Raw genomic sequence first — 11772 nt, 5'->3', positions numbered from 1 at the left:
AGCGTTTACGAGGGCATTTGCAGCTAATCCTTAGCAACCGTTATTTTTGCTAAAATCACGTTTAAAAAGCACCTTGTTATTTTGCTCAATATAGTCGCCCGATATAATTAAATATGGATGATTAGGCGAATACCCCGCGCTGTGGCTTCTTACAATTATTTTGTCGTTAACTTTCAGGCTGTTTAACTGCTCAAAATCATCAGGAATAAATTGCATCATGTATTCTTCACCTTTAATTTTGACTATAAGCCATTTTGGTCCTGATGAGTTGCTGTTTTTGCGCTGAAAGGTAACAGAGGTTACCACAGCCTCCATATTGGAAAAATCCTTTATGTACTTCCTTATTTTATCATGACTGGCGTGCACTTTTATACCTTCAGGAAAAACCTCCCATTCTTTGTACCTTATACCGTCGGGAGAAGCCTCCCATTTTTTCCTGTCGTCCCGATGGGCTATGCTGTCAGCAATGGACAACGGCTTTGGATATCGCTCATTTCCATTTTTAATTTCACGATTAGCAAATACTAATCCGCTCACCACAACCAGCGGCAAGATGACCGCATAGATGACATTTTTTTTATTTTTCATATCCTTTCAAATTGGTTCAGCAAATCTACTTTGATGTTTTTTGGGTCGGGTGATTTGGATTGTAAATAAAAATGTAAATTTTGTAAATAAAGTTAAAATAGTAGCGGAATCGGGAGGCCGGATGGATCCGGAATGAAAATCAGGTGTTTCTTATCCGCCGTATTTGTCCGCCGTAGCTTAGCGTAATCAGTAGCTTTAGCGCTTTACCGACAGGTGCAGATCGTAGATTGGGACGAGGATTCACCAAAATAGCAAGTATAAAAAGCATCGATCCTAATAATCGATGCTTTTTTATGTAGTCCGTAGGGTGCTCGAACCATTTATCAAAGACCAGAAACGTTTGGCCGGGAAATGGTCGGGGAACCTTCTATCAGAACGCCGCAAAATATACATACTCCCTTGCCACCCCAAGCCTCCGATTTGTGGCCGCTTGCAAAGTCGCTGTCATATTTATAGAATCTTTACGGTTTAAACATAGGAACCACCACCACGGGGTGCTAACTGTAGTGAGAAGAGTAGACGCTACGCAAACACAAGCCTTACTGTTTCCTATTTGGCAACCATCGGCAAGATGAAAACTTACGCGTGTCGATGATATTTTTTTGCTGATTAATTACCATAGATATTATACCAGGGAACAAAATTTAGCTGTAAATAACCATTCTCTACTTTTTTTTGCTTGCCCGCAGCGTCAAGTATTGTAGCGGTAAATTTTGCTTTCAGATTGTAACTGCCGGATGTTGCTTGTGTAAAGCTCATAATCTCAAAGGTGGAATTTTTTTGAAAACCTGATGCGGCTACAACAGTATTAACTCCGTTATATGCATTGTAAGATGAGCCTGCTGCTACATCAATGGCAATACCATTTTGGGTGTTTTGCCATTCGAAATCTTCAGATAGAGCATATTTGCCTACGGTAAACAATTTAAGTATATCATTTCGGCCCGGCATCCACGAAACCCCTTGTTTCTGCTTAAGGTATTTTCTTAAAAAAGTAACAGTTATATCTGCGCTTTTAGTAGAAATAGAGTTTTTTTGATAGAACATCACAGAGTCTGGGTTGCCTACAAGGGTATAATTATGCGGGTTGTTATCGTTAATAACAAGTTTGCGGTTAGCCTCCTGACCGCCAACGTGCATAGAATTGAGGCCAACGCCACCGGCTGCATAGTTTTGGCCATCTATGGTATAAGATACCGAATCGCGAACAATGGCTATTACCTGCTCGGCAGGTTCGTCTACAGCGGGTTCCGGGTGATCGCTTTTTTTACATGATGTAAATAACATCAAAAGCGCAAAGGCATAAATATGGTTAAGGTTTTTCATATATGCTATGACGGCAATTAGCGGTAAAGGATTAATCTTTCTGTTATGGAAACCATAAAATAATTAATCAAAAACAAAATGCCTTAAGTTGATTAACTTAAGGCATCAATTGTTTCTCGTAGCCCGTAGGGGAAAGTTCCCGACCTCCTTCTTGGCAGATTTGCGACTGTTGGCGTCTTAATATCCTAAAATTGAGATTTTATCTTAATATCACTTTTTGATTTTCGTATAATAAGGCACAAACTCCTGTATATAACAAGATTTACTCGTTTTAAATATACCTTTCTCGAATGCAATTTTATGTAACTCAGATAGTTTCTTAAATCTTTTCATTCGAAGTTTATCTATCCGCTTTAGAGTTATAAAATCATAAGTGCCGCTTAACATCAGTACAACCTCTACTTCATTACATTTATCTACAAGCTTTATAGTTGCTGGCTCTATTCCAACAGTATTAAATGTTATTTTTTCCACTGAAATAGCAATATCTATATGGAAAAAACCATTTAAATCTGTTTTGCCAACCTTAATTGTGTCATTAATCAAAATTGATACATATGGCAAGGTTTCCAAATCATTATCAATTAGCCTTCCTGTAATTGTTTTATTCTGAGAATAAAGACTACATGTTGAAAAAGTGAGGAAAATAAGAGCGATTAATAGTTTCTCCACGTTGTTATCATTATTGGGTGAATAAATATTGATGAGAATAACCCAATTGTCCGAAACTCGTTTTTTCGACTAAAAATATCGAAAGTTTTCAACTTTCAAAAAACACAGACAATAAAAAAAGCCGCTCTACTTTCGTAAAGCGGCTTCTTCAGTAGCCCGTAGGGGAATCGAACCCCTGTTTCTAGAATGAAAATCTAACGTCCTAACCCCTAGACGAACGGGCCTTATATTTCCCTTATTTTGGGAATGCAAAGATATGTGTTTTTGTGAAAAAATAAAAATTTATTTAAAAACAGTTTTTCTTTTTTAAAACTATGCTGAATATCAGCACAAAACAAAACGCGCCTTGCTGGTATTGTATATTATTATGAACCACGAGAATACTGAAGTCACACATCTTGCATTTATGGCCCTGGCGGTTAAGTGCGCCGATGATAACCTTAAAACAGGCAATGGCGGTCCGTTTGGGGCGGTGGTAGTGAAAAATGGCGAGGTGATAGCCGCTACGCCTAATTCGGTAACGGCCACGAATGATCCTACCGCGCATGCCGAAGTAAATGCCATCCGCGAAGCGTGCAAAAAACTGGGAACACCCGATTTGGAAGGCTGCGTTATGTATACCAGCTGCGAGCCCTGCCCCATGTGTGCCAGCGCTATTTACTGGGCAAAAATAAGTGCGGTTTACTATGCTAACACCAAGGCCGACGCGCACAGTGCGGGGTTCAGCGATGCCTTTATTGAGCAGGAACTTTCAAAGCCATTAAATGAGCGCGATATAATTTTTAAAAGAATTGATGCTGCCGATGCTATAAAATCATTTGAGAAATGGGTAGCTTTGAGTGAAGCAGAAAAGGCCGGGATAAAGAACGGAACCTTATAAGCAACCTATTGTATGAAAGCCATTTGGAACGACCAGGTTATTGCCGAAAGCGATAACACAATTGTAATTGACAACAATCATTATTTCCCTAAAGAGAGTGTAAAAAGCGAATACCTCGAAGAAACCGACATTTACACTACCTGCCCCTGGAAGGGCCGGGCATCTTACTATTCGCTTAACGTTAACGGCAAACACAACCAGGACGCGGCATGGTATTATGCCGAACCCAAGGAAGCCGCGGCACAAATAAAAGACCACATCGCTTTTTGGAAAGGCGTTAAAATAACCGGATAATTATGAAAAACTACGATGCCATAATAATTGGTGCGGGGCAGGCTGGTGTGCCGTTAGCCAAAAAGCTGGCCAATGCCGGTAAAAGAACGGTACTTATTGAAAAGCGTTTTGTAGGCGGCACCTGCGTTAACGATGGCTGTACCCCCACAAAAACCATGGTGGCATCGGCTAAGGCCGCTTATGATGCGGCGCACGCTTCGGCTTTGGGAGTAAACATCAGCGGGTTTACGGTAGATATGAAAGTGATTAAGGCCCGTAAAGATGCTATCGTGCTGAAATCGCGCAATGGCGGGCAAAAAGCTGTTGAAGCCACTAAAAACCTCGATCTGATTTTCGGCGAAGCCACATTTACGGGCGACAAAACCCTGCTGGTAAAACTGAACGACGGCGGCGAGGAAGAATTAAACGGCGAATGGATCTTTATCAACGTGGGCAATAAAACGGCCATACCTGATATTGACGGACTAAAGGACATCGATTATCTTACGTCAACCACTATTCTCGATCTGGAAGAAGTACCGGAGCATTTGCTCATTATCGGAGGCAACTATATCGGCCTGGAGTTTGGGCAGATGTTTCGCCGCTTCGGTAGTAAGGTAACGATATTGGAAAGATCGGAACGCCTGTTGCCGCGCGAGGACGAAGATATTGCCGGTTCGGTAAGCAAGATCCTGAAAGCGGAGCAAATTGACATCCTTACCGAGGCTAACGCCTCGCTGTTTGAAAAAGCTGCCGATGGCAAAATATCCGCCACCATTAAACATGGCGACAAAGAAATAAAGATCAGCTGCTCGCATGTGCTGGTAGCTGCCGGGCGCATCCCGCAAACGGAAGCTTTAGCGCTGGATAAAACAGGTGTAGCCACCGATGATAAGGGCTTTATAAAAGTAAACGATAAGCTGGAAACCAATGTACCCGGCATTTATGCCTTGGGCGATATAAAAGGCGGTCCGGCGTTTACACATATCGCTTATAACGATTATACCATAGTATACCGCAACCTGATTGACGGCGAAGATTTTAACGCGCACGACAGGCCTGTACCCTACTGCATGTTCACCGATCCGCAGCTGGGGCGTATAGGCATCAGCGAGGCCGAGGCGAAAAAGCAGGGGCTCAATTATAAAGTGGCCACTTTGCCTATGGAGCATGTGGCCAGGGCTATTGAGGTAGGCGATACCCGCGGCATGATGAAGGCCATTGTAGATGCCGATACCAAGCAAATATTAGGCGCGGCCGTGCTGGGTACCGAAGGCGGCGAGGTTGTTACCGTGCTGCAAATGGCTATGCAGGGCGGCATCACTTACGACAGGATCCGTTATTGTGTTTTCGCGCACCCTACCTATTCCGAATCGTTAAATAACCTGTTCATGACCTTAGAAAAATAAACGCGCGTATGATAAAAGCCGACAAGCTGAGCAAACATTTCGGGGGGATAAAGGCGGTGGATGAGATCTCGTTCGAGGTGAACGAGGGCGAAACCATGGTACTGCTGGGCACCAGCGGCTGCGGCAAAACCACTACCCTCAAAATGATCAACCGGCTTATCGAGCCAACCAGCGGCACCGTATTTATTAACGGGAAAAACATCCTCAATCAACCGGCCGAAGAGCTAAGGCGAAGCATCGGTTACGTGCTCCAAAACAACGGCTTGTTTCCGCATTATACCGTGGCCGAAAATATTGCCATTGTACCACAACTGTTAAAGTGGGATAAGGCACGCATAACGCAGCGAACACAGGAACTATTAGAAAAACTCCATCTCAGCCAAGACCAACTACATGCCTATCCCGGTGAGCTAAGCGGAGGACAGCAGCAACGCATTGGCCTGGCAAGGGCACTGATCGCCGACCCACCGGTTTTATTGATGGACGAACCTTTCGGGGCGCTGGATAATGTTACACGGGCGAGCATCCATAAGGAGTTTAACGCGCTGGATGAACTGAAAAAGAAAACCATCATCATGGTAACGCATGATGTGCAGGAGGCTTTTGAACTGGGCGACCGTATTTGTATTATGGATAAAGGCCGCATCATCCAATCGGGTAGCCCTGCCGAATTGTTGTTTAAGCCTGCCAATAGTTTCATCATTGATTTTTTGAAGGAGCAACGCCTGCAACTGGAGTTTAAAACTATTAAGCTTACCGATGTATGGGATCAGCTACCTACAATTGAACGCAAAAGTAACACCTCACAAATATCGGCAGATGAAGGTTTGTGGACCGCGCTGGAAAGCTTCAGGTTCGCATCCGCAGAAAACCTTAACATATTGAACCAGCAAAGCAAAGAAATTAAAACCGTAAGCTTTGATCAACTGATGACGGCATTTTATCAATATAAACAACATAAAAGCCATGGATGAACAGCAACAATCCCTGCTGGGCTTCATGAGCCAGCAAGCCGATAAGCTACTCTCGCAAACGCTGGAGCATATCGGCCTTACTTTTATATCGTTGTTTATCGCCGTAATCATCGGTGTGCCGCTGGGTATCCTTATCGCCCGCAAACGTAAGCTTTCGGGCTCTGTATTGGGCATCGCGGGTATTTTGCAAACCATTCCGAGTATAGCATTGCTTGGCTTTATGATTCCGCTATTGGGTATTGGCCCTAAGCCTGCCATTGTCGCGCTGTTTTTATACGCTTTGCTGCCTATCATCCGTAACACTTATACCGGCATCAGCGGGGTTGATGTTATTGTAAAAGAGGCCGCTTTGGCCATGGGCATGAGTAAATGGCAAATACTGAAAAAGGTAGAACTTCCTCTGGCTATGCCCGTGATACTGGCAGGTATCCGTACCGCTACGGTGATCAATGTAGGCGTGGCTACGCTGGCTTCTTATATAGCCGCCGGTGGTTTGGGCGAGTTCATTTTCGGGGGTATCTCCCTTAACAATACCAACATGATTCTGGCAGGTGCCATACCGGCTGCCTTACTTGCTATAATTTTCGATTTCCTGCTGTCGAGGGTGCAAAAGTTAAACTTTAAGAAGATCCGCACCGGCACATCGGTATTACCTGTTTTGATGTTGTTACTGGCTTCGTTTTACTTTATCCCTTCTGCTTATGGGGGCAAGTTTACCGCCGGTTTTACCCCGGAGTTTATGGGAAGACAGGACGGCAATTTGGGCCTCCGCAGTAAATACGGCTTGAAGGTTCGTACCATAGTGATCAGCGACGCGGTGATGTACAAAGCCGCGTATGAAAAAGAATTGGACGTGATCAGCGGCTACTCTACCGATGGTCGCCTCAAGGCTTACGATCTGGTTACGCTGGATGATGATAAGCACATCTTTCCGCCATATTATGCCGCTCCCATAGTTAACGAGAGCGCGTTGAACCAGTTCCCTGAGCTGGAACATACCTTAAATATACTGGCGGGCATAATTACCGATTCTATTATGCGCGAGCTGAATTACCGTACCGACTACCTGCACCAAAGCCCCGAGCAGGTGGCAAAAGATTTCCTGGAATCAAAAAACCTGTACAAAGCACCACGCAACGGGCACGACGGAATAGTACGCATAGGCTCAAAAATATTTGGCGAGCAGTACATTTTAGCCAACATGTACACCATGCTGATAAAGGGCAATACCAATTACGATGTGGCCACTAAAACAGGCCTGGGCGGCACCAAAATTTGTTTCGACGCGCTTACCAATAAGCAAATTGATCTTTACCCCGAATATACCGGCACCGGCTTGCTGGCCATAATACAGGCATCACCTAAAAAGGTGAGCGAGTTAACTGTAGATAAAGACAAAACCTACCAATACGTAAAAACCGAGTTTGAAAAGCGTTACCAAATAAAATGGCTTACCCCTATTGGTTTTAACAACGCTTACGCTTTAATGATGCGGCAAAAACAAGCTACCGAATTGCGTGTTAAGACAATATCTGATCTGAAAAAATATCTTGACAGAAATTAAAATTTTTGATGGACTTAGTAGACTGTTACCAAAAAGTTAGGGCACGTACCGAGTGGATCTGTAGTCCGCTGCAAACGGAAGATTATGTAGTGCAGCCGGTAGAAGATGTGAGTCCGCCTAAATGGCATTTGGGGCACACCACCTGGTTTTTTGAAACCTTTATATTAAAGCCCTACTTTGCCGCTTACCAGGAGTTCGACCCGAATTATAACTACGTTTTTAACAGTTATTACGAAACTGTTGGTAACCGCGTTATCCGTACAGACAGGGGTAATTTAAGCCGCCCCACGGTTATCGATATTTACAGCTACCGCAAGTATGTGGACGATGCCATGTATCACTTTTTACGCGGCGAGCTACCTGCCGAAATTGAAGAGCTGATGCAGCTTGGCTTTAACCACGAAGAGCAACACCAGGAACTGCTGTTTACCGACATTAAATACATTTTAGGGCATAACCCGCTGTTCCCGGCCTATAAAAAAGACCACGAGGCACCGCATGTTCATGAGCATACTTCATCTGCTTTTATTAATATGGATGAAGGCATTTATGAAATAGGTTTTGAGGGCGAAGGGTTTAGTTTTGATAACGAGCTGAACCGACACAAGGTATACCTCAACGCTTACCAAATAAGCCCGGCACTGGTTACTAATGGCGAGTATCTGGAGTTTATTAACGCGGGCGGATACCAGGATTTTCGCCACTGGCATGCCGAGGGTTGGGCCTGGGTAAACACCCACAAGGTTGAAGCGCCGATGTACTGGTACCTCATTGATGGCAACTGGCACCATTATACCCTGAACGGCTTAGAGCCTTTGGATTTAAAAGCCCCTGTAAACCACATCAGTTACTTTGAAGCCTACGCTTATGCCGATTGGAAACAATGCCGCCTGCCTACAGAGTTTGAATGGGAAGCCGCCTCCGCCAAATTCAATTGGGGCAGCCGTTGGGAGTGGACCGAAAGTTCATACCTGCCCTACCCTGGTTTCGCTAAGGCGCCGGGTGCTATTGGCGAATATAACGGCAAGTTCATGGTAAACCAAAAGGTATTGCGGGGCGCATCAGAGGTAACATCGCCGGGGCATAGCCGGGCCACTTACCGCAACTTTTTTCAAACCCATTTGCGCTGGCAGTATACGGGCATAAGGCTGGCAAAATAAAACATACAAAACCACCTACCACTATGATATTAACACAAAACCACCAGTGTAAAAATATTGCAGTTGAAAACAAGCAGTTTTACCGCGATGTGATCAGCGGTTTGCAATTGCGCCCCAAGCAGTTGCAATCAAAGTATTTTTACGACGAGAACGGCGATAAGCTGTTCCAGGACATTATGAACAGTCCGGAGTATTACCTTACGGATTGCGAGATGGAGATCTTCACGCGGCAAACCAAGCAGTTGGCGGCCGCGATACGCAAAGGCGGCGAACCATTCGACCTGATAGAGCTTGGCGCGGGCGATGCCACCAAATCCATCCACCTGCTAAAACAGCTGATGGATGAGGGGGCTGATTTTACTTACCTGCCCATAGATATATCCGACCATGTAATATCATACCTTGATGCTACCTTGCCGGTGAGCCTACCCGGCCTAAAAATAACCGGCCTTAACGGCGAGTATTTTGATATGCTGAAAAAGGCGTCGGCAATATCTAACAGGCGCAAGGTGGTGCTGTTTTTGGGCTCCAACATTGGCAATATGCCGGTGAGCGACGCGCAGGAGTTTTGCAACGAGATCCGCAAACATATTTCGGCAGGTGATATGCTGGTGATGGGTGTCGATCTGAAAAAAGACCCGAAAACCATCCGTGCCGCTTATGACGATAAAGAGGGTATCACCAAGCAGTTCAACCTTAACCTGCTTACCCGTATCAACCGCGAGCTGCATGCCGATTTTAATGTGGACAGCTTTGACCATTATTGCAGTTACGACCCGGAGACTGGTTCGTGCAAAAGCTACCTCATCAGCCTTACCCAACAACAGGTATGCGTTAATGGCGAAAACATCAGCTTTGAAAAGGACGAGTACATTTACATGGAAATCTCCCAAAAGTACACCGTAAACGAAATAGACCAAATGGCCGATGCGGCCGGTTTTAAAACCCTTGATCATTTATACGATGACCGGGGCTGGTTTACCGATTCTGTTTTGATAGCAGAGTAATTCTTTATACTATAGAAGATCATCAGCTTTGACAACTTTTAAAAGTTGTCAAAGCTTTTTGCATTTTAACCCATCTACTAAATGGGTATTACCAAAGGTTAGCTTTTTGCGTTTCAAGCACCTGTAAACATACTATTTACATGTAATCATCATTATTTAACAAACAATTAACCTGCAATTTTATTGATGTAATAAACACAAAAGGAGTATGGCATTAAACACAGGCAGACCGACCGGTAAAACAGACGAACAACTTTCATTTTCGCATAAAATTTGGATAGTAATAGGTATAGTAGCACTTGCGGTAAGCATTATATTAATACTGCGGGTTGCCTTTAACGTATTGCTGATGGTGCTGGCCGGTTCGCTTATAGCAGTGTTTTTTCATGGCCTGGGCGATGCCATACAACGCAGAACTTTTATGCGCCGCTCGATATGCATGATCATATCAGTAGTGGGTACGTTTGCTATTGTGGGCTTTTTGTTTTGGTTTATGGGCAACAAGATACAGGCACAGGTAGCCGCCCTTAGCGATGATTTCCCAAGGATTGTGAGTAAAGCCCAAGGCCAACTACAACAAACCGAGTTGGGTGCGAAGGTGCTTAAAAGCGTATCCAAATATGATACCACCAGTTTAATGACCACCGCGCAAAGCTTTTTCAGCACCAGTTTTGGCGTATTGGGCGATCTGTATATTATCCTTTTCCTGGGTATCTTCTTTACCGTTAGTCCGTCGATGTACAAGGATGGTATCATCAAATTGATCCCGCCAAGCGGCAAGCACGATGCCAAGGTGGTTATAGACCGTATCAGTTTAGTGTTGAAGGGCTGGCTTAAGGGCATGATGCTGGCTATGCTGCTCATCGCCATACTAACCGTTAGCGGCCTTACCGCCCTCAGCATTCCTATGGCACTTACGCTGGCGCTGATGGCGGGCCTGCTTAACTTTATACCCAATTTTGGTCCGCTGATTGCCATGGTACCCGCCGTGTTGCTTGGCTTTACCATTAGCCCTAATATGGCCATTACCATTGCGGCCATGTATATCCTGATACAAATACTCGAAAGCAATATCATTACCCCTATGGTACAAAAACGCATGATCGACCTGCCGCCCGCGCTTACCATCATCAGCCAGGTATTAATGGGTACGCTGTCGGGGGTGTTGGGTATCCTGCTGGCAACGCCTATGCTGGCTATAATTATTGTTTTGGTAGATGAGCTTTATGTTAAAAAACAAAAGGAAGTGATCATTACTTCGGAGTAAAAGGCTTGTTATTTAGGGCGATTTTAATCTGCGAAGCATAGCGGAACTAACCTTGCAAAGTTGATATTTGTATAAATACATCAACCCATGCCTACCGAACTCGAAAAAATGCTTGCCGGCGAGCTATACAATGCCGGCGATCCCGATCTGATAGCGCGTCGTTCAGCCGCGCGTAAGCTTTTTGTAGCGTATAACGCGCTGCCTTATGAAAATGCCGACGAGAAGAAAGCCATCCTGCGAAAGTTGCTTGGCGGCTTTGGCAACAACGTAGATATTCAGTCGCCATTTTACTGCGATTACGGCGAGAATATCTATTTCGGGGAGAACGTGTTTGTCAACTTCAACTGCATCATGCTCGATTGCGCTAAGATCACCCTTGGCGACAATGTGTTTTTAGCGCCCAATGTGCAACTGTATGCCGCCTACCACCCCATTATAGCATCCGAACGTATTAAGGGACCCGAGCTGGCCGCGCCTATCACCATTGGCAACAATGCCTGGCTGGGCGGTGGTGTAATTGTTTGCCCCGGCGTAACCATTGGCGAAAATACTACCATTGGCGCGGGCAGCGTAGTTACAAAAGATATACCGGCCAATGTGGTTGCCGCGGGTAACCCTTGCAGGGTGATAAAGCACCTGTAATATTATTTTA

Annotated in this window: 12 protein-coding genes and 1 tRNA gene; 9 read left to right on the top strand and 4 right to left on the bottom strand. The window is 44.8% G+C overall.

Going from position 1 to position 11772, the window contains the following annotated elements:
- Positions 1–30: 30 nt before the first annotated feature.
- The 4 genes from ABD894_RS23100 to ABD894_RS23085 all read right to left on the bottom strand — a co-directional run bounded on the left by ABD894_RS23100 (position 31) and on the right by ABD894_RS23085 (position 2810).
- On the bottom strand, positions 31–588 hold the full coding sequence (locus ABD894_RS23100; protein WP_345213456.1) for a hypothetical protein: 558 nt from the start codon (positions 586–588) through the stop codon (positions 31–33).
- A gap of 609 nt (positions 589–1197) precedes the next feature.
- Positions 1198–1914: a hypothetical protein gene (locus ABD894_RS23095; protein ID WP_345213455.1), complete on the bottom strand. Its 717-nt coding sequence runs from the start codon at positions 1912–1914 to the stop codon at positions 1198–1200.
- A 210-nt stretch (positions 1915–2124) separates the two neighbouring features.
- Positions 2125–2586 (bottom strand): peptidase associated/transthyretin-like domain-containing protein, encoded by a 462-nt coding sequence (locus ABD894_RS23090; protein ID WP_345213454.1) that lies wholly within the window; start codon positions 2584–2586, stop codon positions 2125–2127.
- Between the two features lie 152 nt (positions 2587–2738).
- A tRNA-Glu gene (locus ABD894_RS23085) sits at positions 2739–2810 on the bottom strand.
- Between the two features lie 143 nt (positions 2811–2953).
- On the opposite strand from ABD894_RS23085, the gene ABD894_RS23080 reads away from it, so the two are divergent.
- The 9 genes from ABD894_RS23080 to ABD894_RS23040 all read left to right on the top strand — a co-directional run bounded on the left by ABD894_RS23080 (position 2954) and on the right by ABD894_RS23040 (position 11762).
- Positions 2954–3466, top strand: coding sequence for a nucleoside deaminase (locus tag ABD894_RS23080; RefSeq protein ID WP_345213453.1), 513 nt, complete (start codon positions 2954–2956; stop codon positions 3464–3466).
- 12 nt (positions 3467–3478) lie between these two features.
- Positions 3479–3760, top strand: a complete 282-nt coding sequence (locus ABD894_RS23075; RefSeq protein WP_345213452.1) for a DUF427 domain-containing protein — start codon at positions 3479–3481, stop codon at positions 3758–3760.
- Positions 3761–3762: 2 nt separating this feature from the next.
- Positions 3763–5148, top strand: coding sequence for a mercuric reductase (locus ABD894_RS23070; protein ID WP_345213451.1), 1386 nt, complete (start codon positions 3763–3765; stop codon positions 5146–5148).
- A gap of 8 nt (positions 5149–5156) precedes the next feature.
- Positions 5157–6122 carry an ABC transporter ATP-binding protein gene (locus ABD894_RS23065; protein ID WP_345213450.1) on the top strand — a complete coding sequence of 322 codons (966 nt, stop codon included), beginning with the start codon at positions 5157–5159 and terminating at the stop codon, positions 6120–6122.
- Complete coding sequence (locus ABD894_RS23060; RefSeq protein ID WP_345213449.1) at positions 6115–7686, top strand: ABC transporter permease/substrate-binding protein; 1572 nt, start codon at positions 6115–6117, stop codon at positions 7684–7686. The genes ABD894_RS23065 and ABD894_RS23060 overlap by 8 nt, the downstream gene beginning before the upstream one ends.
- 8 nt (positions 7687–7694) lie before the next feature.
- The gene (gene egtB / locus ABD894_RS23055; RefSeq protein ID WP_345213448.1) at positions 7695–8846 is read left to right on the top strand and encodes an ergothioneine biosynthesis protein EgtB; all 1152 of its coding nucleotides are present in this window, start codon (positions 7695–7697) and stop codon (positions 8844–8846) included.
- 23 nt (positions 8847–8869) lie between these two features.
- Positions 8870–9853: an L-histidine N(alpha)-methyltransferase gene (egtD, locus tag ABD894_RS23050; RefSeq protein ID WP_345213447.1), complete on the top strand. Its 984-nt coding sequence runs from the start codon at positions 8870–8872 to the stop codon at positions 9851–9853.
- 208 nt (positions 9854–10061) lie between these two features.
- Complete coding sequence (locus ABD894_RS23045; protein WP_345213446.1) at positions 10062–11120, top strand: AI-2E family transporter; 1059 nt, start codon at positions 10062–10064, stop codon at positions 11118–11120.
- 87 nt (positions 11121–11207) lie between these two features.
- Positions 11208–11762 (top strand): sugar O-acetyltransferase, encoded by a 555-nt coding sequence (locus tag ABD894_RS23040; RefSeq protein WP_345213445.1) that lies wholly within the window; start codon positions 11208–11210, stop codon positions 11760–11762.
- Positions 11763–11772 lie beyond the last annotated feature (10 nt).

The organism is Mucilaginibacter gynuensis (assembly GCF_039541195.1).
Classification (GTDB): domain Bacteria; phylum Bacteroidota; class Bacteroidia; order Sphingobacteriales; family Sphingobacteriaceae; genus Mucilaginibacter; species Mucilaginibacter gynuensis.
This window is presented reverse-complemented; position numbering and strand designations above follow the sequence as displayed.

What these genes read in the sequence shown, in the direction of transcription:
- ABD894_RS23080 (WP_345213453.1), top strand. Translation starts at nt 2,954, where the DNA reads ATGAACCACGAGAATACTGAAGTCACACATCTTGCATTTATGGCCCTG.
- ABD894_RS23060 (WP_345213449.1), top strand. Translation starts at nt 6,115, where the DNA reads ATGGATGAACAGCAACAATCCCTGCTGGGCTTCATGAGCCAGCAAGCC.
- ABD894_RS23095 (WP_345213455.1), bottom strand. Translation starts at nt 1,914, where the DNA reads ATGAAAAACCTTAACCATATTTATGCCTTTGCGCTTTTGATGTTATTT.
- ABD894_RS23065 (WP_345213450.1), top strand. Translation starts at nt 5,157, where the DNA reads ATGATAAAAGCCGACAAGCTGAGCAAACATTTCGGGGGGATAAAGGCG.
- ABD894_RS23075 (WP_345213452.1), top strand. Translation starts at nt 3,479, where the DNA reads ATGAAAGCCATTTGGAACGACCAGGTTATTGCCGAAAGCGATAACACA.
- ABD894_RS23040 (WP_345213445.1), top strand. Translation starts at nt 11,208, where the DNA reads ATGCCTACCGAACTCGAAAAAATGCTTGCCGGCGAGCTATACAATGCC.
- ABD894_RS23100 (WP_345213456.1), bottom strand. Translation starts at nt 588, where the DNA reads ATGAAAAATAAAAAAAATGTCATCTATGCGGTCATCTTGCCGCTGGTT.
- ABD894_RS23070 (WP_345213451.1), top strand. Translation starts at nt 3,763, where the DNA reads ATGAAAAACTACGATGCCATAATAATTGGTGCGGGGCAGGCTGGTGTG.
- ABD894_RS23045 (WP_345213446.1), top strand. Translation starts at nt 10,062, where the DNA reads ATGGCATTAAACACAGGCAGACCGACCGGTAAAACAGACGAACAACTT.
- egtD (WP_345213447.1), top strand. Translation starts at nt 8,870, where the DNA reads ATGATATTAACACAAAACCACCAGTGTAAAAATATTGCAGTTGAAAAC.
- egtB (WP_345213448.1), top strand. Translation starts at nt 7,695, where the DNA reads ATGGACTTAGTAGACTGTTACCAAAAAGTTAGGGCACGTACCGAGTGG.